Origin of the sequence: Thiohalobacter thiocyanaticus (genome assembly GCF_003932505.1) — a bacterium.
GTDB classification, from domain to species: domain Bacteria; phylum Pseudomonadota; class Gammaproteobacteria; order Thiohalobacterales; family Thiohalobacteraceae; genus Thiohalobacter; species Thiohalobacter thiocyanaticus.
This window is the reverse complement of the sequence record NZ_QZMU01000001.1, coordinates 2875203-2896081: the sequence shown is the minus strand read 5'-3', so window position 1 is coordinate 2896081 and position 20879 is coordinate 2875203. Positions and strand designations below refer to the sequence as shown.

Annotated in this window: 18 protein-coding genes; 7 read left to right on the top strand and 11 right to left on the bottom strand. The window is 64.7% G+C overall.

Features of this window, described 5'->3' with window-relative positions; genetic code table 11:
- The first annotated feature begins 13 nt into the window (after window positions 1-13).
- The 4 genes from D6C00_RS16790 (at window position 14) to D6C00_RS13495 (ending at window position 1893) form a co-directional block, all read left to right on the top strand.
- Window positions 14-415 (top strand): SUF system Fe-S cluster assembly protein, encoded by a 402-nt coding sequence (locus D6C00_RS16790; RefSeq protein WP_399361271.1) that lies wholly within the window; start codon window positions 14-16, stop codon window positions 413-415.
- Between the two features lie 38 nt (window positions 416-453).
- Window positions 454-780, top strand: a complete 327-nt coding sequence (iscA, locus tag D6C00_RS13505) for an iron-sulfur cluster assembly protein IscA (protein WP_125182185.1) — start codon at window positions 454-456, stop codon at window positions 778-780.
- 35 nt (window positions 781-815) lie between these two features.
- Window positions 816-1250 carry a SufE family protein gene (locus D6C00_RS13500; protein WP_125182184.1) on the top strand — a complete coding sequence of 145 codons (435 nt, stop codon included), beginning with the start codon at window positions 816-818 and terminating at the stop codon, window positions 1248-1250.
- A gap of 142 nt (window positions 1251-1392) precedes the next feature.
- A complete protein-coding gene (locus D6C00_RS13495; RefSeq protein ID WP_125182183.1) occupies window positions 1393-1893 on the top strand; it encodes a GlcG/HbpS family heme-binding protein in 501 nt (166 codons plus the stop codon).
- A 279-nt stretch (window positions 1894-2172) separates the two neighbouring features.
- Here the strand turns inward: D6C00_RS13495 and D6C00_RS13490 are convergent, their stop codons facing one another.
- Window positions 2173-3321 (bottom strand): glycosyltransferase family 4 protein, encoded by a 1149-nt coding sequence (locus D6C00_RS13490; RefSeq protein WP_125182182.1) that lies wholly within the window; start codon window positions 3319-3321, stop codon window positions 2173-2175.
- A 30-nt stretch (window positions 3322-3351) separates the two neighbouring features.
- Window positions 3352-4053 carry a tetratricopeptide repeat protein gene (locus D6C00_RS13485; protein WP_158675430.1) on the bottom strand — a complete coding sequence of 234 codons (702 nt, stop codon included), beginning with the start codon at window positions 4051-4053 and terminating at the stop codon, window positions 3352-3354.
- Window positions 4054-4247: 194 nt separating this feature from the next.
- On the opposite strand from D6C00_RS13485, the gene D6C00_RS13480 reads away from it, so the two are divergent.
- The 3 genes from D6C00_RS13480 to D6C00_RS13470 all read left to right on the top strand — a co-directional run bounded on the left by D6C00_RS13480 (window position 4248) and on the right by D6C00_RS13470 (window position 8761).
- Window positions 4248-6059: an asparagine synthetase B family protein gene (locus D6C00_RS13480; protein WP_125182180.1), complete on the top strand. Its 1812-nt coding sequence runs from the start codon at window positions 4248-4250 to the stop codon at window positions 6057-6059.
- A 3-nt stretch (window positions 6060-6062) separates the two neighbouring features.
- Entirely contained in the window at window positions 6063-6929 is an 867-nt protein-coding gene (locus tag D6C00_RS13475; protein ID WP_125182179.1) for a putative capsular polysaccharide synthesis family protein, read from the top strand.
- 218 nt (window positions 6930-7147) lie between these two features.
- Entirely contained in the window at window positions 7148-8761 is a 1614-nt protein-coding gene (locus D6C00_RS13470) for a glucan biosynthesis protein (protein ID WP_125182178.1), read from the top strand.
- Between the two features lie 16 nt (window positions 8762-8777).
- Here the strand turns inward: D6C00_RS13470 and D6C00_RS13465 are convergent, their stop codons facing one another.
- From D6C00_RS13465 to D6C00_RS13420, 9 genes are all read right to left on the bottom strand, one after another.
- Window positions 8778-10085 carry a putative O-glycosylation ligase, exosortase A system-associated gene (locus D6C00_RS13465; RefSeq protein WP_125182177.1) on the bottom strand — a complete coding sequence of 436 codons (1308 nt, stop codon included), beginning with the start codon at window positions 10083-10085 and terminating at the stop codon, window positions 8778-8780.
- Window positions 10086-11456, bottom strand: a complete 1371-nt coding sequence (locus tag D6C00_RS13460; protein WP_125182176.1) for a phenylacetate--CoA ligase family protein — start codon at window positions 11454-11456, stop codon at window positions 10086-10088. It abuts the gene before it with no gap.
- A complete protein-coding gene (locus tag D6C00_RS13455; RefSeq protein ID WP_241546877.1) occupies window positions 11453-12280 on the bottom strand; it encodes a sulfotransferase family protein in 828 nt (275 codons plus the stop codon). The genes D6C00_RS13460 and D6C00_RS13455 overlap by 4 nt, the downstream gene beginning before the upstream one ends.
- A 50-nt stretch (window positions 12281-12330) precedes the next feature.
- Window positions 12331-13539 carry a glycosyltransferase gene (locus D6C00_RS13450; protein WP_125182174.1) on the bottom strand — a complete coding sequence of 403 codons (1209 nt, stop codon included), beginning with the start codon at window positions 13537-13539 and terminating at the stop codon, window positions 12331-12333.
- A complete protein-coding gene (locus D6C00_RS13445) occupies window positions 13536-14759 on the bottom strand; it encodes a TIGR04063 family PEP-CTERM/XrtA system glycosyltransferase (protein ID WP_125182173.1) in 1224 nt (407 codons plus the stop codon). Before D6C00_RS13445 ends, D6C00_RS13450 begins: the two co-directional genes overlap by 4 nt.
- Before the next feature lie 7 nt (window positions 14760-14766).
- Complete coding sequence (locus D6C00_RS13440; RefSeq protein WP_125182172.1) at window positions 14767-16659, bottom strand: XrtA/PEP-CTERM system amidotransferase; 1893 nt, start codon at window positions 16657-16659, stop codon at window positions 14767-14769.
- Window positions 16660-16923: 264 nt separating this feature from the next.
- Window positions 16924-18096 (bottom strand): TIGR03088 family PEP-CTERM/XrtA system glycosyltransferase, encoded by a 1173-nt coding sequence (locus tag D6C00_RS13430; protein WP_125182170.1) that lies wholly within the window; start codon window positions 18094-18096, stop codon window positions 16924-16926.
- Window positions 18093-19634, bottom strand: coding sequence for an exosortase A (xrtA, locus tag D6C00_RS13425; RefSeq protein WP_158675429.1), 1542 nt, complete (start codon window positions 19632-19634; stop codon window positions 18093-18095). Before xrtA ends, D6C00_RS13430 begins: the two co-directional genes overlap by 4 nt.
- The gene (locus D6C00_RS13420) at window positions 19634-20872 is read right to left on the bottom strand and encodes a TIGR03087 family PEP-CTERM/XrtA system glycosyltransferase (protein ID WP_125182168.1); all 1239 of its coding nucleotides are present in this window, start codon (window positions 20870-20872) and stop codon (window positions 19634-19636) included. The genes xrtA and D6C00_RS13420 overlap by 1 nt, the downstream gene beginning before the upstream one ends.
- Between the last annotated feature and the right edge of the window lie 7 nt (window positions 20873-20879).

The following is a 20879-nucleotide window of genomic DNA, read 5'->3' as shown; positions in this document are numbered from 1 at the left end:
CGGAGACAAGGCCATGTTTGAACGCATCGCCCGTTTCATCGACAAAGAGGAACTCGACCAGGCCGGCAACGGCGGCCCGGACGGGGACACGCCCCTGGAGGTCGAGGGCGACACCCTGGAAGAGCGCGTCATCGCCGCCTTGCGCACCGTCTATGACCCGGAAATCCCGGTCAATCTCTACGATCTCGGCCTGATCTACAAAATCGTGATCCACGAGGCCAGCGGCAAGGTCGACATCGACATGACCCTGACCGCACCGGCCTGCCCGGTCGCCGGCAGCATGCCGGGGATGGTGGCAAATGCGGTCAGGCGGCTGGAAGAGGTCAACGAGGTCAATGTGGAACTGGTCTGGGATCCGCCCTGGACCATGGACCGCATGAGTGACGAGGCCCGGCTTGAACTGGGCATGCTCTGATCCCAGGTTCAGCACAACAGATCCGACAGGAGGAAACCATGTCCATACAGCTCACCGAAGCGGCCGCACAGCGCGTGCGCACCATGCTGGAAAAGCGCGGCGAAGGCATCGGTCTGCGCCTGGGCACCCGCAAGAGTGGCTGCAGCGGTTTTGCCTATGTGGTCGATTACGCCGACGAGGTAACCGACGACGACCAGGTCTTCGAATGCCACGGCGTCAAGGTGGTCATCGACAGCAACAGCATGCCGATGCTTGACGGCATGGAGCTCGACTATGTCCGCCAGAACGCCCTGAACGAGGGCTTCGAGTTCAACAACCCCAACGTCAAGGACAGCTGCGGCTGCGGCGAATCCTTCAGCGTCTGAAGACCATCCACAGCGAGCCGTAACACGGGGCAGGCATGACCGACCTACAGGAATTCGTCGACACCTTCGAGCTGCTGGGTGACTGGGACCAGCGCTATCAGTACCTGATCGAGCTGGGCGAGCAGCTGCCGCCCATGCCCGCGGAGCTCAAGACCGAGGACAACCGGGTCAAGGGCTGCATGAGCACCGTGCACATCCACGCCTATCCCGACCCCGACCAGCCCGGAAGGATCAATTTCCACGGTGACTGCGACACCGCCGTCATCAAGGGCGTGCTGGCCCTGCTGATCCAGCTCACCAGCGGCCGCAGTGCCGAAGAGATCAACCAGCTCGACATGGACGAGATCTTCGAAAAGCTCCAGCTCGACGAGCAGCTCTCCCCCAATCGCCACATCGGCGTCTATGCCCTGTTTGAAATGATGAAAAGCCAGGCCAGGGCCGCCCGCCAGGACGCCTCCGCCACGGCCTGATCAGACTCAGATCAAGAGCGCCACGGAATACACGGAAAGCACGGAAGAAAGCAATGTAATGTGAAGTTATAACCCTGTAGGTCGGGTTAGCGCAGCGTAACCCGACACGCATGGAGTTACCACCTCAATAAAGGAGGTCGATATGAAACCACTGAAATCCGCAGGCGCGGCCCTGCTGCTCGGACTCGGCATGACGGCCACGGCCGGCGCCGAGGACATGCTCACCCAGAAGAACATCGGCCTGGACCTGGCCCGCGACATCGCCAATACGGCGGTCATGGAATGCCGCGAGAAGGGCTACCAGGTCAGCGCCGTGGTGGTCGACCGCAACGGCAACCTGCGCGCCGCCCTGCGCGACGACCTGGCCCCGCGCTTCACCCTGCAGATCTCCGAGGAGAAGGCCAATGCCGTCATCATGGGCGCGGTGGATACCGGCACCCTGATCGAGAACCGCGGCGACATCGCACGCGAACTCAATCACATCGATGGCCTGATCATGATGCGCGGCGGGGTCGAGATCCGCTCCGGCGGCAGCCTGATCGGCGCAGTGGGTGTGAGCGGCGCCCCGGGCGGCGACATCGACGAGGCGTGTGCGGCCAACGCGGTGAAGGAATACGAGATGCGGTTGGAGTTCGCGGATTGATCTGAACAGGATCAAGATCAAGAGCGCCACGGAATACACGGAAAGCACGGACAGGGTTGATACCAAGTCGGGGGGCAATATTTGAGATTCCCCGTCATTCCGGCGCAAGCCGGAATCCAGAAACTCCTGTGGTCAATGGATTCCGGCCTGCGCCGGAATGACGAGCCTTGAGTCAGGCGGATCCTCTTCAGTTTTTTGCAAACATATTTTCCGTGCTTTCCGTGTTTTCCGTGGCCATTGGTATTCTGCTGCGCGTGTATTCCGTGGCGCTCTTGACCTTCACAACAACGGCCGGGTCTTCTCCGCCACCGCCTCCCAGGCGAACTCGCGCTGCACCCGCTCCAGCGCATTGCGACTCAGGCGCCGGGCCAGCGCCTCGTCACCGAGGATGCGGTAAAGCGCCTCGATGACCTGGTTGAGGTCGGCGCCCTCGATGCGCAGCCCGGTTTCATCGTCCAGCACCGCCGAGCCGGTGCCGCCCGCCTGGCCGGCGATGGCCGGCGTACCGCAGGCCGCGGCCTCGATGAAGACCATGCCGAAGCCCTCGGTGTCGCCGCCGATCTCGCGGTTGGGCATGGCGAACACATCCGCCGCGTTGTACCAGCGCGGCAGGTCCTCCGGGCTCACATGCCCGAGCAGGTGCACCCGCTCGCTCACTCCCTGTTCCGCTGCCAGCCGGCGCAGATAATCCTCGTCCTCACCGATGCCGATCAGGGCATAGTGCACCTCGACACCGCGCTCCAGCAGCGCCGGCAGCGCCTGGATGATCTGGTCGAAACCCTTGCGCCGGGTCAGCCGGCCCACCGACAGGATCAGTTTGGCACCCTCGGCACCGATGTCCCGGCGCAGATCCCCGATCTCCAGCCCGGGACGGAACCGCCGGGTATCCACGCCGGGGTAAATCAACCGGATCCGTTCCTCCGCCACGCCCCGGACCAGCAGCAGGTCCCGGGTGAAACGGCTGTTGGCCACCACGGTATCGGCCTGGCGGTAGACAAAGCGCAGTACGCGCTGCTTGAGCGGCGTGTTCCAGGTGGTGATCTCTTCGCCGTGGGCATAGATCACCACCGGTCTGCCGAACAGGCGACCGATCAGCAGGGCCACCATCCCCTCGGGCAGAACCCGGCCGGCATGCAGTGTCGCCACCGGCCGGCGCAGGGTGATCATGAAGGCGCGCCACAGCAGCCCGGCATACATGGCCAGGGATTCCGGCCGCAGCCACCAGTGTCGGCTCAGATTGACGCGGTGAATACTGTTGGGATGATTCACGTCATGCGATTCACCGCCGGGCACGCGGGCGGTGAGGATATGGATATTCTTCCCGCCCAGTCGCCGGTAGACCTCGTCGAACCAGACCGCGGTGCCGCCCTTGGTCGGCAGGAAAAGTTCGCTGATGACCAACACGGCCTTGTCCCGAGCCTGCTTCATACGTGAATCCTGCGCACTGGAAAGCGCGGTCTACTCCGCCGCATTCCCATCCGGCGCGGCCGGCGGCTCAGTGGCTGCAGGCTCTGATGCAGCCGGCGTCCCCTCCTCCGCCTGTGTGGCCTCGTTACCCTGATCCCGCGATATTTCAGCCAGCCGGCGCTGCAGGATACCGGCGTCCGGGACGATTTCCAGGCCTTGCTGCAACACCTTGCGCGCCGGCTCCGGCTTGCCGCGGTCCAGATAAAAATCGCTGAGCGCGGCATAGGCGGGTACGTAGTCGCGTTTGAGTTCAATGGCCTGACGGAAGGCCTGCAGAGCCTTGTGATCACGGTTGAGACGCAGCAGCACCCGCCCCTTTTTCAGATACAGCTCCGGCATCAGGACGAAGCCGGACGAGGCACGACTTTCCATGTACTCCAGGTTGTTCAGGGCCGCTTCGTACTCGCCTGTCGCCTCTCGCGAATCCAGGGGTTGACGATCACCCCGCAGCAGCAGCAGCATGCCCTGGCAATAGTGGTGCATGTGGAAATAGTCACTGCCGAACACGGAACGCCAGCGCTGGACCTCGGGACGGTCGAGGTCATTGCCCCAGCGCTGGGCCCGCGGACCGCAGTAGGGCGGCAGCAGGCTCAGTTCTGCCGCCGAGGGATTGAAGGATCCGATGGCGCCGGCCCCGGCCGGCAACAGCAGGGTCGTGGCAACGAGGATCCGCAAGCGTTTCAACCAGTGCATGCAAGGCCCTTTAAAGTTTATGCAATTCCCGCCGATCGACTTTAGCACATTGAAATAACAAAAAAACCCATGCGGGCAACGGCTGCGGAAAGTGGACATTTGACAGCGGTTCCGGGATCATACCGCAACCGGCCCACGGCCTGATACAACGCCCGCAGCAACGACAACAATACCTGATAAGGACCTGTTCCGGAATGACCAACCTGTGCGGATGGATCGGCTTCACTGCCGGCCGGGCCCAGCCCACGGAAGCGGCCGAGGCCATGCTCTCGGCCTGCCCGCTGACGCCTGTGAACCGCTGCGTCCGGGAACCGGCCTTCTGCGCCACGGCGGGTCCGTCCGGACAGGTGCTGGAAAGCCGGGGACTACTCATCGCCCTGGCCGGTCAGCCCCGCTGGCAGCGGGATACACTTGAGCTGCGGGTGCTGGCCGAACGGCTGGCAGATGCATTTCTGGAACGCGGCCCGGCCTGCCTGGAGCAGGTACACGGCCACTTTTCACTCGCGATCATCGACCCTGCCCGTGCCACTGTCCTGCTGGCCACCGACCGGTTGGGCGTATACCCCCTGGCCTACCAGATCACCGCCGATGGTGTGGTCTTCGGGAGTTCCCTCAACAGCCTGCGCCGCCACCCGGATTTCATCGCCGACATCAATCCCCAGGCGCTGTTCGACTATCTGTATTTCCACATGGTGCCAAGCCCCGGAACCATCTACCGCCACACCTCCAAGCTCCTGGCCGCCCAGTACGTGCTGATCGAGGCGGACCGTTTCGATGCCGGTTTTTACTGGCGGCCCGAGTACCGGGACCGCCACGATCCGGAGGCCATGCTGGCGGCGGAGCTGAAGACGCATCTGCACAATGCCGTCGAGCGCTGCCTGGATCCGGACCTTGCCCCCACCGGCGCCTTTCTCAGCGGCGGACTGGACAGCAGCACCGTGACCGGCGTCTATGCCGGCCTGACGGACAGCCCGGTCCAGGCCTATTCCATCGGCTTCGAGGCCGAAGGCTATGACGAAACCCCCTTTGCCCGCACCAGTGCCGAACATTTCGGAGCCCAGCTCAATACTTATTACGTCACGCCCGGGGATGTCGCCAGCGCCCTGCCCCTGCTGGCTCGTGCCTACGACGAGCCGTTCGGCAATGCCTCCGCCATCGGCGCCTACTATTGCGCCCGTTTTGCCCGTGACCAGGGGATACGCTGTCTGCTTGCCGGCGACGGCGGGGATGAACTGTTCGCCGGCAATGCCCGTTACGCAAAGCAGAAGGTGTTCGCAGTCTATGACGCCCTGCCCCGCCTCCTGCAACGATCCCTGATCGAGCCGCTGGCGCTGCACCTGCCTCAGGGAATTCCACCGCTGCGCAAGTTACGCAGCTATGTGGAGCAGGCCCGACTGCCTATGCCCGAGCGCATGGAGAGCTACAACTTTCTGCATCGGACACCGCTGCAGGAGATTTTCGCCGCCGACTTTCTGGAGGGCATAGATCCGGACGACCCGATCCGCAACATCCGCGAAGCCTACCAGCGCGCCGACTCGGACTCCATGCTCAAGAGCATGCTGCAGCTGGACTGGAAGATCACCCTGGCCGACAACGACCTGCGCAAGGTCAGCCATACCTGCCAGCTTGCCGGCCTGGAGGTACGCTATCCCATGCTGGACCAGGAACTGATGGAATTCAGTACCGGCATCCCCGACCGGCTGTTGATGCGCGGCCTGGAACTGCGTTCCTTCTACAAACGTTCACTGAAGGATTTCCTCCCGGACGCGACACTGGAAAAGAGCAAACATGGTTTCGGTCTGCCCTTCGGCATCTGGATGTCCGAGGACAAACAGCTGCGCGAGCTGGCCTACGACTCTCTGGCCGGGTTCCGCCAACGCGGCTACCTGAACCCGGCTTACCTGGATCAACTGACCGACGCGCACCGTGATGGCCATTCCGCCTATTACGGCGTGATGATCTGGGTCATCATGATGCTGGAACTCTGGCTGCAGGAACACGCCTGAGCCATGCTCAAGCCTCTGCTCTACTCATTGCGCTCCGAGATGAACACCCGGCGCCTGCTCGCCGGCCTGCGCCGCGAACTCGGCAGCGACAGCCCGCTGCTGCTCGTGCACCAGATGGGCCGGGTCGGATCGATGACCCTGGTCAACACCCTGCGTGCCATGCAACTGCCCTGGCCCATCTATCACACCCACTACCTCAACCCCGCCAACCTCGCCAGCAACATCGAACGCAGACGGAAGGTACAGTGGTTCGTGTGGCAGCGCCACCTGCGGGTGGCGCGCCTGCTGAGTAGGGCCGTCACCCGACGGCGCGATGCCCGCCAGTGGTATATCGTCTCCACCGTGCGCGAACCCATCGGGCGCAACCTGTCCAACTTCATCCTCGATATCGAGCGTTTTCATATAAGGGATTTTTTCCGCCGCTACGAACAGGGCCGGATAAGCATTGAACAGGCACTGGAAATCTTCTTCCGGGAGTTCAACCACGATGCCCACACCGACTGGATCCGAGACGAACTCAATGCCAACTTCGGCCTGGATGTCTACTCCGAACCCTTCAATCCGGCGCAGGGCTATCAGATCCTGCACTGCGACAACATACATGTGCTGATCTTTCAGCTGGAACGCTTCGACGAGGTATTCCGGACCGGACTCGAGGCCTTCTTCGACCGACCGGCACCCGAGCAGCCGGTGCACACACATATCAGCAGCAGGGATGAGCGCGCCGGTACCGCCTACCGCGAGATGCTGTCACGCATCCGGTTGCCGGATGATTACATCGAACGCATGTACGATTCCGACTACATGCGGCATTTTTATACTTCGGAACAGATTGAGAGGTTTCGCCGCAAGTGGCGGCGGCAGGACTGAGTGAACAGCCCCCAGTGGGCGAAGATATCCGCACGCATCATGCAATACCGTGAGGCGCCTCCTCGGCCGTCGAGATAAATTCTGTTATCTACATCTCAGAAATCCATAATCGTTCATCTTACAGTCCCGATTCCGCGATCATGCCGGCCGCATGTCAATGCCATGCGGCAACCGGGCCATGGGCAGAAATTCACAGGTCTGTCAGCATCGAGGTAAGCATGGAACAACCCCCTCATCCCGTTTCATTACTGCGCAGCATGCTCATCGGCGCCTGCCTGGCGCTCACTGCAGGACCGTCGTGTGCAGCCGACAACAACAGCTCCGGCCTGGAAGAGATCCAGGATTTCAATTACGCCTCGCTCAAGGGTCACGCCCGCGAGCTCGCCGCACGGGAATATGTGGATCATGAAGGAGAGCTGCCCGAATCACTGAAGCAGCTTAACTGGGACGAGTATCAGCAACTTGTCTTCGATCACGACCATGCCTTGTGGAACAATGAGGAATCGTTGCTGCGGGCCGAGTTCTTTCATCTGGGGCTGAATTTCAGGCATCCGGTGACTGTCCATGAACTGGTGGACGGCACGGCGGAGGAAATCAGCTACAGCCCCGAACTGTTCAACTATGGAGAATCAGGCATAAAAGGGGCGCAACTGCCCCGCGACCTGGGTTTTGCCGGCCTCCGACTCAAATACCATACCGACTGGAAACGCGATGTAGTGGCCTTTCTGGGTGCCAGCTACTTCCGGGCGGTGGGCGGCGAGATGCAGTACGGCCTGTCCGCCCGTGGGCTGGCGATCGATACCGCGCTTGATCGTCCGGAGGAATTCCCGATATTCACCCATTTCTGGCTGCAGCGGCCTGCGGCCGGCAGCGACATCACCACCGTCTATGCCCTGCTCGATTCGCCCAGCGCGACCGGTGCGTTCCGGTTCGATATCCGGCCGGGCAGCACTACGACAATGGACGTGAGTGCAGCGATATACCCCAGAAAGCCGATCGAGAGACTCGGCATCGCGCCCCTGACCAGCATGTACATGGTCGGTGAGAACAGCCGCCGTGCCAACTGGGACTGGCGACCCGAGATCCATGACTCCGACGGCCTGTCCATGCTGACGGGAAACAACGAGTGGATATGGCGGCCGCTGGTCAATCCGACCGAACTGCGCTTCAATTCACACATGGATAACAATCCGAAAGGTTTTGGACTGATTCAACGTGATCGTGATTTCGATCATTATCAGGACGACGGCGTTTTTTACGACAGGCGTCCCAGCCTGTGGGTCGAACCCACCAATGACTGGGGCGAAGGCGCGGTCCAGCTGGTGGAGATCCCCGCCGAGGACGAGACCTTCGACAACATCGTCGCCTTCTGGAACCCGGCCGAGCCGGTCGAGCCCGGCCAGGAGCTGCTCTACAGCTACCGCCTCCACTGGGGCGCCAGGCCCCCGGCCGCCAGCGAGCTGGCGCAGGTAGTCGATACCTTCACCGGGCTCGGCGGAGTGGTGGGAAAGAAGCGTGAATACTACAGCAAGCGCTTCGTGATCGACTTCAAGGGCGGACGCTTCCCGATGCTGGGTGCGGATCCCGGGATCAAGCCGGTAATCAGCGCCTCCGCCGGGCGGGTGGAAATCACCTCGTTACGCCCGCAGCACCATATCGGCGGGTATCGGGCCAGGTTCGACCTGGTGCCGCCGGATGACAGCCGGACCCCCATCGACCTGCAGGTCCACCTGGAAAAGGACGGCAAACCCCTGACCGAGACCTGGCTGTATCAGTGGACGCCGCCGCCGGTCGAGGAACGGGAACTCCGCAACCCCGGTCACCTGGACTAGGGCCTGTTGACAGGCCCTAAGGCCGGGCGGCGCGGCCGGAAACAGCCGGGGCTGCAGCCCCTGAATCTGCTTCGGCTGCTGCCTGCAGCTGCTGCCGGACCAGGAACCTGAGGATGACGACCATCGCAATCAGGTGATAGTAGAGATCGAAATAGGCCAGCCCCAGGAAGGCGCCGGCACTGGCGTAACCCGCAAGACTGACCTGAATCATCGCCGCCAGATCCCGCGCCCAGAGCAGGTCTTCGCGCTCACGGGTGTTGCGGATGACCCAGGTCGCCGATCGCCAGGCGAAGAAGCCCAGCAACAGATAGATGAACAGCCCGGCGAAGCCGTGCTCGCCCAGCACCTCGAAATAGATGCTGTGCGCATCCTTCACATCATTCGGATCAGGCGCATAGTGGCGGAAATTGCGCCAATGGAAGGCCTCGAAGCCGCCGCCGACCAGCGGCCGGTCCTGGGCCAGATTGACGGCGAAGTGCCAGGCGTTGATGCGGCCCTGGGCGGACTGGTCCTCCTCGTATTCCTGGATGGTGTGCATGCGCTCGAACCAGCTCTCGGGCATGACCGTCAACGCCACCGGCACCATCAGGGCCGCCAGCAGCAGCAGGGTGAAGCGCCGGCGGCTCTTGACGATCAGCACCACCGCCATGACCGCCAGCCCGACCAGGGCGCCGCGCGACTGGGTGCCCAGGATGGCGATTACGGTCAGCGCCATGGCCAGGGTGAACAGATTGCGCTGCCATTTCCGTTCCCGCTGCAGCTGCAGGTAACGCATCAGCGGCAGGATCATGATCAGGGCCAGACCCAGTTCGTTGTTGCCGCCGATGAACGAGCCCAGCGGTCCCATGACGTGATAGCCTCCGCCGGTCATCAGGGTGAAGATGCCACCCTTCACGCCGTAGAAACCCAGCGACAGCACGATCACCCAGACCAGCAGGTTCAGGCGCTCGCGATACAGCATCAGGATCATGGTGATAAAGGTCATGACCTGGATCTTGACCACCTTTTCCAGCTGCAGCAGGGAATACTCCTGTTGCAGTGAAAACACGGTGGTCAGGCACATCCACAGCACGAACAGCAGCAGTACGATCGTTTCCCGGCTCCAGGGAAATCGTATCTTCTCCTTCATGAACAGCATGGCCACCAGGGTAGTGGCGCCGATCAGCATGGCGAAGGGCGCCTCGCGGGCGAAGCCGTAGGCCAGGCGGTGCGGATTCATGTAGCCGATCCAGGACCAGGCCAGGATGCCGATCCAGGGCCGACGCAGGATCAGCGGCAGCAGGGCCAGGACGGCCAGGGTCACGACGATATCGCGAATCGGCATTTACGGATTACCTCCCTGATGCGGATCGACGTGGCTGACCACATAGCGGTACTTGCCACTGCGCTCGGGCAGGATGCTGTCGACCTGCTCCACCCGGATCTCCACTCCCTTACCGAGTCGCTGCCCGAAAGCAGTCCGGATCTGATCAATCGCGGCTGGATCAAAGCCGGCATCGGTGACCAGCAGCACCCGGGTCAGGTCCAGCGATTCCTGCACGATCTTGAAGGCCTGCACCCCGGGCCGGTCGCGTACCTCGTAGATGAGCGCCAGCCCGTGCATCACGGTACCGTCACGGGCGACGATGAAATCGGTGGTACGCCCCTGGATCTCTTCCAGCAGCGGCAGCCCGCGGCCGCAGCTGCAGCCATTGCTGCCGAGCACGGCGACGTCGCCGGTGCGGTAGCGGATGAAGGGAAAGTCCCGCGTGGCCAGATGCGTGACCACAACCTCGCCCGCCGTACCCGGCGGGACCGGCGCGCCGGCTGCATCCACCGTCTCGACGATGATGTCCTCGGCGGTGATATGCATCCCGCCCGCGGGACATTCGTGGGCGATGAAGCCGGCATCGCGGCCACCGTAACCGTTGGCCACCGGGCAGCCGAACACCCGCTCGATCAGACGACGCTGATCCTCATACAGCCGCTCGGAGGTCACGAAGGCGACCCGGATGTCGAGATCATCCAGACGCATGCCCTGCGTCTCGGCCTGGCGGGCGATATGGGCAAAGGCGGAAGGGTAGCCGAACAGCATGCGCGGACGAAAACGCCGGATCGCCTCGATGAAGCCATTCACCTTCTCCGGTGACATCTCGAAGGCCGCCAGCAAGCGGGTACGCATGAGCCCATCGCGCAGCCGCCGGAGGCGGTCCTGCGCCCCCAGTTCGATGGGCGAACCCCACATGACGATCTCCCGATCCCCGATATCCACGTCCCACCAGCGGGTGGCGCGCCACTTGGCGGCCACATCGTGGCTGACCCGTTCGGTACCGATATAAAAGATCAAAGGTTCGCCGCTGGACCCGCCGGTATTGAACCGGTTCAGGCCCTGCGCACCCTTTGCCTTGAGCTCCTCCAGGTTGGCACGGATAGCGGCCTTGGTCAGCAGCGGCAGCGCCTGCAGATCGGCGACATCGGTCACCGCCGCGGGATCGAAGCCGTGTTCGGCGAACAGCCTCCGGTAATAGGGCACCTGGCGGCCGGCATGCTGCAGCAGCGCGCGCAGCCGCTCCAGCCGGTACTCGGCCAATTGTTCAGCCGGCCACCACTGCGAGGCCTCCAACGCCCGGCGCACGGCCACCGTGCTGTGGCCCTTGAACCGCTCCTGCAAGGGAAACAACAGGCCGGAGACCAGTCGGGTATAGGCGCCGCTCATATCCTCCCTCCGGCCGGCAGTAGCGCCTGGAAACGGCCCAGCAGCGCGTCGCATTCCGCCCGCACTGAAGGCTCGATCGCCGGCGGCTGGCGCCGGCCGACCGAACTGGCCACCACCCGGCGGCTGTGCCAGTGCCGGTACGGCAGCCCGAGAAAGGCGAAGATACGGGCGAACTCCGCCTGCGGCGCGGCCACCAGCCGCTCGTAGCTGACCAGCAGCACCGCCTCGTCCCGGTCGAAACCCTGTTCGAAGAACAGCACATTGCGCAGATACCACATCAGGGCGGCACCGCTGGCATCACTGAGTTCCGGACCCGCGAAGCGTTGAAGCAGGGCCTGGGTGGCATCCGACATGCCCTCGCCGCGCCAGTCGACGGCGAGCCTGTCCTGCGCCAGGCGCCGGATCTGGCTGGCGTGGTTACGGAAGGAGACCAGCATGGAATTGACCACGTCGTCGTAGTGACGCACGATCCAGACGATGCGCGCCCCGGGAAAGCGCTGGCGCAGCTGCGGCAGCCGCTGCAGCTCGCACAGCGACTTGATGATGAAATACGGCGCGCGGCAGCGCCGGTGCAGGGCCGCAATGGTGTCGATATCGCGCATGCTGTAGTTGTCGAAGGCGCGGGCATCGCGCTCGTGATAGACATCGGTCAGCAGGCTCTGCTCCAGCACGTCCATCAGCATATTGGTGCCGGAGCGCTGCACGCCGGCGATGAAGGCCACGGCGGCCGGCCCCTGCCGGCGCGGGCCGTACCAGGCGTGCTGTGCCAGCCGTTTCAGCCGCAGCCAGGCCTCCTGCTGCAGGCGTTCACGGTAATGGTGCACTTTTGTATGTTGTCCCATACCTTCCATTGAAGTCCGTTGAAGCACTGCCTTCAGGATGCCTTCCCCAGCACCCGCGCATAGATCCCGAGCAGCGCCGCGACCCGTGTATCCCAGCTGTTGGCGCGGGCGTAATCGATGATGGCCTGGCGGTCCCACGCGCGGGCCAGCGCCGCCGTGAGTGCTGCGCGCAGCGCCTCGCCGTCGCCGAAGGGCACGATGCTGCCCAGCTCCGGCGCGCTGACCACTTCGGCATTGCCGCCCACGTCGGTGGCCACCACCGGCAGGCCGCAGGCCATGGCCTCGAGGATCACGTTGGCCCAGCCCTCGTTGCGGGTGGCCAGCACGAACACATCGGCGGCGCTGAGCACGCCCTTGAGCCGCTCCGGCGGCAGACTGCCGAGGAAATGCACCCGTGCCTCCAGTCCCAGTTCCGCCGCCTGTGACTTGAGCCGGTCCGTCCAGTCACCCTCCGCGCTCGGCCCGCCCACCACCAGATAGTGCAGATCGGGGAAGCGCTCGCACAGTTGCGGGAGCTGTTCGATCACCCGGTGAAAACCCTTGCGCTCGCACAGCCCGCCCACGGTCACCAGCACCTGCGCCTGCGCCGGCAGGCCCAGGTCCCGGCGCGCCCGCGCCCGGTCCACGGGCTGGAATTTTGCCGCATCCACGCCGTTGCCCACTACCGTGATCCGCTCCGGTGCGATCCCCAGCCCTATCGCCACCTGGCGCAGGGACTCCGACACACTGATGATATGGTCCGCACCCCGCAGAGCCCGCAGCAGTCGGGCGCGCAGGCCGGGCGTGCGGCTGTGGCGCGGCTCGGTGCCGCGCAGGGTCAGGGTCACGGGCCGGTTCAACCAACGGCCCAGACGCACGGCGGCATAACCGTCTGGGTAACCGAAGTGGGCGTCGATCAGCCCCACCCGGCCCTGCCGGTCCAGGCGCCGGAGCAGCCGCCGGCTGCCCAGGGCCAGCATCAGGCCGTCGAACCGCCGGCCGATGCCGGGCAGGGCCAGAAAGCGCGGATGATGGACCTCGATGCCCTGCTGGACCTCATGGCAAGGCGCCGGCGGGCGGTAATGCGGCCGGAAGCGCCGGATCAGGCCCTGCAGCGGAAACCAGGGCACGGGCGCGACCACGGTCAGCGGACAATGCGCGGCCACCCGGAACATGCGCTCGCGGATGAACAGCCCGGCGCCGGGCTGGCCGGGATGCGGGAACAGGGTGGTGAACACCAGCAGCCGCGGTGCCGCCGTCATTCAGCCGCTCCCTGCAGCAGGCGTTCATACACGGTCTGATAGCGGGCCACGCTGGCCGCCCAGTTACGTTCCTGCTCGACGAAACGACGTCCGGCGGCACGCCGCTGCGGCCAGTTGCCGCGGTCATCCAGCAGCGCCAGCACGGCCCCGGTCAGGGCCTGCGGATCCCCGGCGCGGAACAGCTGCCCGGTCACGCCGTCCTCGATCAGCTCGCGGTGCCCGCCCACGTCCGAGGCCACCACCAGCTTGCCCTGGGCCATGGCCTCCAGCGGCTTGAGCGGCGTAACCAGCTCGGTCAGGCGCATGGGCAGGCGCGGGTAGACGAAGGCGTCCACCAGGCCATAGTAGTGATGCACCTGGTCGTGCGGCACCCGGCCGACGAAAACCACCTGCTGATCGATACCAAGTTCCGCTGCACGCGCCCGGAGCCGCTCTGCCTGCGGCCCGCCCCCGACCAGCAGCAGGCGGATATCGGAGCGCACCCGGAGCAGCCCGGGCAGCGCCTCCAGCAGCAGCGCCAGGCCTTCATAAGCATAGAAGGAGCCGATGAACCCCAGCACGATTTTGTTTTCCAGGCCGAGTTCGGCGGCCAGTTCCGCGTCCCGCGGCAGGTCGAACTCGAAGCGTTCGATATCCACGGCATTGGGAATGACGGTGATTTTTCCGGCCGCGACGCCGCGGGCAAATAGGTCGTTGCGCAGCCCCTCGCAGATGGTGGTCACGGCGTCGGCCCGGCGCACCACGTGGGTCTCCAGCCGCCGGGTCAGGCGGTAACGCAGATCGCCCTCGCGGCTGGTGCCGTGATCCACCGCGGCATCCTCCCAGAAGGCGCGGATCTCGTAGACCACCGGCAGGCCGAACTCGCGCCCGGCGCGCAGTGCAGCCAGGCCGTTCAGGGCCGGCGAATGGGCGTGCAGGATATCGGGCCGTTCGCTTGGTATCACCTCGCGCAGCCGCGCCAGGGTCGCCTGCACCACCGCCCACTGGTCCAGCGGCGTAATGCGCGCGAGCAGCCCCGTCGGCGTGCGGCTGCGGTAGAAATGCAACCCGTCGCTATCCTCCTCCCCGCCGTCGACCCCGGCCGGCGCGTTGTGCTTGGGGCTGGTCAGATGCGCCGTCTCCCAGCCGCGTCGATGCTGCTGGGTCAGGATGGCCCGGGTGCGGAAGGTATAACCGCTGTGCAGCGGAATGGAATGATCCAGGACGTGCAGTATCTTCATGGCAGCTTCATGCGTTCATAATCTGGCGCTGGAAGGAGGCATACATCAGCAGCGACCAGATCACAGCGCTGTGATCGCGCTGACCCGACTGATGCTGGTCGACCAGCCGGCGGATGAAATCCGGGTTGAACAGGCCGGTGTCCAGCAGGTCCGGGCCGAGCAGGCTGTGCCGGACCTTCTCCCGCAGTGGCCCGCGGAACCAGGCCGCCAGCGGCACGGCGAAGCCCATCTTCTTCCGGTACAGAATATCCTCGGGGAGGTAGCGTTCCATGGCCCGTTTGAAGATCAGTTTGCCCTCGCGCTTGTGCAGCTTCATCTGCGGCGGCAGGCCCGAGACCCACTCCACGAATTTGTGATCCAGCACCGGTACCCGCACCTCCAGGCTGTGGGCCATGCTGGCCCGGTCCACCTTGGTGAGGATGTCGCCGGCGAGGTAGGTTTTCAGGTCGAGGTACTGAACCCGCGAGAGCGGATGGTCCGGGGCGTTTTCCAGATGCCGCCGGAACACCTCGATACCGCGATAGCCGGCCAGTTCCCGGTTCAGGTCGGCGCTGTAGAGCTGGTGGCGCAGGGCATCCGGCAGGATGGAGAAGTTGTGGAAATAGCCTTCCAGGCTGTCGCGCGCAAGCGCCTGGAAGGTGGATTTGGCGCGCAGATAGCGCGGCGCCCAGTCCAGCTTGGGATACAGGCGCCCGGCGGCGCCGAACAGCGGACCGCGCAGCCAGCCCGGCACCAGGCCGCGGAAGCGCTCCTCGTCCATGTGCCAGCGGTAGCGGCGGTAGCCGGCGAAGTTCTCATCGCCGCCATCGCCGGACAACGCCACCGTCACCCGCCGTTTCGCCAGCTCGCACACCCGGTAGGTGGGCATGGCGGAGCTGTCGGCATAGGGTTCGTCATAGAGCGTGGCCAGGCGGTCGATGAGATCGAAGTCGTCCGGGTTGACCTCCCCGACCTGGTGGTTGGTGTGATACTGCTGCGCGACCCGGGCGGCGTATTCGCTTTCATTGAAGGCCGGATCGCCGAAGGAGATGGAACAGGTATTGACCGGATCCTCGGACAGGCCGGCCATGAGCGCGACCACGGCACTGGAATCCACCCCGCCGGAGAGAAAGGCGCCCAGCGGCACTTCCGAGACCAGCCGGATGTTGACCGCCTCGCGCAGGCGCTCGATCAGTTCGCGCCTGACCTGATCCTCGTCACGCAGGCCGTTGTCGGCAAAAGGCACGTCCCAGTAGGCGCGCGGCGCCGGCAGGGGCTCGCCGCGCTTCAGCGTCAGGCAGTGCGCCGGCGGCAGCTTGTGCACATGTCTGAAGATGCTGCGCGGGTCGGGGATATAGCCGAAGGCGAAATAGTCCTCCACTGCACAGGGGTCGATCTCGCGCGGCAGCACCGGATCGCACAGCAGGGATTTGATCTCGGAGGCGAACAGCAGCCGGCCGTCCGGAAGCTGCGCATAATGCAGCGGTTTGATCCCCAGCCGGTCGCGGGCCAGGAACAGGGTCTGGCGATTGCGGTCCCAGATGGCGAAGGCGAACATGCCGCGGAAGCGTTCCACACAGGCTTCGCCCCACTGCTCCCAGGCATGCACGATGACCTCGGTGTCGCAGCGGGTCCTGAACCGGTGTCCGGCCTTTATCAGCTCGTCGGTCAGTTCGTGGAAATTGTAGATTTCGCCGTTGTAGACCACGGCCACGCTGCCGTCCTCGTTGAACAGCGGCTGGTGGCCGCCGGACAGGTCGATGATGGACAGCCGCCGGTGGGCCAGGCCGATGCCGGGCTCGACATGCATCCCGCCCTCGTCAGGGCCGCGATGGAACTGCCGCTCGTTCATGCGCGATAGCAGGCCCTCGTCGATGGACATCGTTCCCCTGGTATCGAAAATACCGACTATGCCGCACATGCTGCTGGTCCTGAAAAAATCGCCACGAAATCCACCAAATCCACGGAAACTCCCAATTCATCTAGCACTAATCCGGTGTCGGGTTACGCCCTTCGGACTGACCCCACCTCCAGGCCGATTTCCGTCATTCCCGCGCAGGCGGGAATCCAGCAGCCGCGCGGCATCTGGATCCCCGCCTGCGCGGGGATGACGATAGCGGTTATGACAACCGCAATTTACTCCATTTACTACCGTATACAGCCTTTGAAGCCATGTAATTCATCATCACGCTGACCGCGAGCGCATCTCCATACACAGCTTGTACAGACTCTGGTAGCGACCCACCATCCGCTCGAGACTGAATTCGGTCTCGGCGCGCCGGCGCGCGGCAGCGCCGTGACTCTCTCGCCTGGCGGCATCCTGCACATAAGGCTTCAACGCCTGCGCCAGCGCCTCGGCATCGCCGCGCGGCACCAGGGCGCCGGTCTCGCCATCGAGCACCAACTCGCCGTTGCCGCCCACATCGGTGGCGATCACCGGCAGGCCGCAGGCCATGGCCTCCATCAGGGTGTTGGAGATGCCCTCGGCCAGGGAGGGCAACACGAACAGGTCCAGCGCCGGCAGCAGTTCCGCCACGTCGTCGCGGGCCCCGGCCAGCCAGGCCTGCGGCATGAGGCCGGCCGCCGTCAGCTCCTGTTCGAGCCGCGTGCGCTCCGAGCCCTCGCCGATCAGCACCAGGCGCAGACGACCGGCGGTTGCGGGTGCCAGCTCGCGCAGGCGGACAAAGGCCCGGACCAGGCTCAGCTGGTCCTTGATTGCGGCCAGCCGCCCGACCGTACCGATGACGATGCTGTCCGCCGCGGCGAACCCCGCCGGCAGCCGGGTGCGGGCCCCGGCAGTGTCCGGACGGAAACGCTCGACGTCCACCCCGTTGATGATACGGCTGAGCCGATGCGGTTGCACGTCGATGCGGTGTCGCAGATAGCCTTCCAGATCACGCGACAGGGCGATGAAGTGATGAATGAAGGGCCTGAGCAGCCGCCGCTGCAGGATGTACTTGCGATTGGTACCGTCGACATCCAGCACGTCACGGCCGTGTTCCCCGTGGATACGGCAGGGCACGCCGGCCAGCCAGGCCGGCAGCTGGGCCTCCATCGCCGCCAGGTTGCGTGTGTGCACGATGTCCGGCCGCAGCCGCCGGAACAGACGGTAGAGCTGCACGTACATGCGCCAGTCATGCCCGGGGCGCTTGTGCAGGGCATGGATTTCGATATCCTCACGCTCGATGCGACGGCTGAAGTCGGTGTAATCGGTCAGGCTGACGATACGATGCCGGAAGCGTTCGCGCGGCAGCCGGTTGATCAGATTGACCAGGCCGTTCTCCAACCCGCCCACACCGAAGTGATAGACAACATGCAGGACATTGAAAGGCGCGGACGGCGGGTCCGCCCGGCTCATCCGCCGCTCTCCCGCGAATGCTGCCAGGTCTGCTCGATGCGCTGCTCCAGCAGCGGCAGCAGTTCGCGCCTCGCCTGCTCCAGGACCGCGTCCGCATCGCCCTCCCCGCTCTCGGCAAACAATACGATGCCCACCGAGGGCCAGCCGTTGCCGCGCAGGCGTTCCCAGGCCTCCAGCAGCTTACCGAAATAGGGATTGGCCGTATGCCGGCCGCCAATCCAGTACCAGTCGTGGATCAACAGCCGCTGGTCGACGGACTTGAGCCGAGTCTGAACCAGATAGCCGGGTTCGCCCTCGACCCGGATCCGGGCCTCGCCGACCTGGTGCCAGACAGGATGCTTCTGGATGATCATGACGTTCTGCGAGTTGATCAGTTCCGCACCCTCCCGGGGCCGGGCATAGTAGGCCAGATACACCCCCACCCGGGCATCGCCGCGGGCATAGAAGGCCAGCGTCTCGGCATCCGCACCCTTGTAATCGGGCCGCCAGTCGGTGAAGGCATCGGCCGCACGCCAGTCTCCGGGCGTTGTCGGCAGCGTCAGGGCGATGGAGTCCCGCTCCGGGTCGATATCCCGCTCCAGCAGCTGCGCGGCCACCGGCCAGGCGGCCAGAAGCAGGATGAGCAGGGCAAACAGGCCATAACGCGGAGACGTCGCTGACGCTTCGTCCCTGAACCCCGCCGGAACCTGCACGGGTTCGGGCTCTTCGCGCCAGTAGCTGCCGATCCAGAACATCAGCAGCATCACGATGCCGAAGAATACCCAGCCATAGATGAAATGATCCACGCCCAGGGCCAGCTGCATGTCACTCAGGTGGGCGATCATCACGATCATGTAGGCGCGCAGCCCGTTGGCGACGATGGGCAAGGCGATGGCGAAAAGGATGAACAGGATCCGCCGTGAAAGACTGTTGTAAGTCAGATAGGCGTACAGCGTACCCATGGTCACGGAGGCGATCAGGTAGCGAATCCCGCTGCAGCCCTCGACCACCGACCAGTTGCCGCTGGGCAGGCTGAAGTAGGTCCCCTCGACGTAGACCGGGATGCCGCTGAGCTTGATCAGGCTGACCGTGAACACCGCGGTGAAATCCATCAGCGGCGGAATCAGCCCCTCGCCCATGGGCACGGCGAAAATCAGGAAGAACAGGGGAAAGGCGATCTGGCGCACCACGGCCGTGCCCAGCAATGCCCAGACGGTCAGCGGGATCATGGCGATGAAGCCGAGCTGCATGAGTACGGCGACATCGGCCACCTCGGCCAGCAGCCACACCAGCCCCGGCCCGGGCAGCAACCACAGGGCGCGCCAGTCGGGACGGACCGGGGTGCGAGCCAGGTGTTCGCGCCGGCGCCAGATCAGGAACAGGACGATGGGGAAGATCAGAAAACCGTGGGCGAAGGTCTCGGACCGCGACCAGATGTCGATCATCCCGGTCAGGGTCTGGTGATAGAAGGCCAGCAGCGACAGCAGCGCAACCACGAACAGCAGCAGGTGCTGCTGCACGCCCGTCTCCTGCGCCTGCACGTTCGCCGACTGATTCATCATATCCCTGCCGCAGCGCCGGGCACCGGCCGGTCCCCGGCGTGCGCAGCCTCCGGGTCCAGCATCGCCTGCAGGCGCGACAGATTGATGTTCCAGTCGTAGCGACGCCTGATCCAGTCCCGCGCCGCCGTTGCCGACCGGCGCTCGCGCAGCAACGCCACCGCCGCGGCCGCGAACTGCTCATCGGTTTCGGCCCGCTGCAGATCCTCGCCCACGGGGTAGTCGATGCCGTCCAGCGCCTGGGGGCTGGCGATCACCGGCCGGGCCATGGCCATGGCCTCGAGCACCTTGTTCTGCACCCCGCGGGCGATGCGCAGCGGCGCGACCGCGGCATGGGCATGTTCGAGATAGGGCCGGATATCCTCCACCGCGCCGGTCACCCGCACGCCGGGCAGGCGCTCCAGTCGTTTCACCGCCTCGGTCGGCCGCGCGCCGACGATGGCGAACAGGGCATCCGGCACCTGCTCGCGCACGGCCGGAAGGATATCGCCGGCGAACCAGCTCACCGCATCGGCGTTGGCCCAGTAATCCATGGCGCCGGTGAACACCAGTACCCGGGCGCCGGGTTCATAGGGGCTGTCGGATTCCGGCCGCGGGGTGAAATAGGCCCAGTCCACACCGTTGTCGTAATAGCCGATGTTGCACGCCGCAGGCACCCGTTCGGCGAACAGGGCCGCCTCCTCGGCGGAGACGAACATGCTGGCGTCGAAGTGCTGCGCGATGCGGCGCTCGTAGCGGTCCAGCCGGCGTCCCTCGCGCCGGTAGACCCAGCTCATGGGCCAGCGCTGGGTACGGCCGTACTGTTCCCACTTGTCCGAGTCCACGTCCACGAAATCGATCACCCGGCGCAGTCCGGCGAACTCATCGGCGTCCAGGTACTGGGCCATGGAGGAGGAGAACACGAAGGCGGTATCGATGCCCTGCTCCGTCACGCAGCGGCGCACCCAGTCGGCCATGCGTGCGTCCCGGTAATAGGGCAGCGTCAGGGGAGCGCCGGTGATCAGTCCCTGCAGACTGCGCAGCCGCGACCGGCGCGGCGACAGCGGCAGCAGCCGGCACTGGCGGCACCAGCGCTGCAGGGTCTCGGCATGGCGCCAGTCGCGCGGGTCATCGACGAAGGCGCCCAGGTAGACCTGGTAGCGCTCGGCCAGGTAGCGCAATACATGATAGGACCGGATCTTGTCCCCCTTGTTCGGGGGATAGGGAATGCGGTGGGCGAGATAGAGAATCCGTTCCATGAGCGTA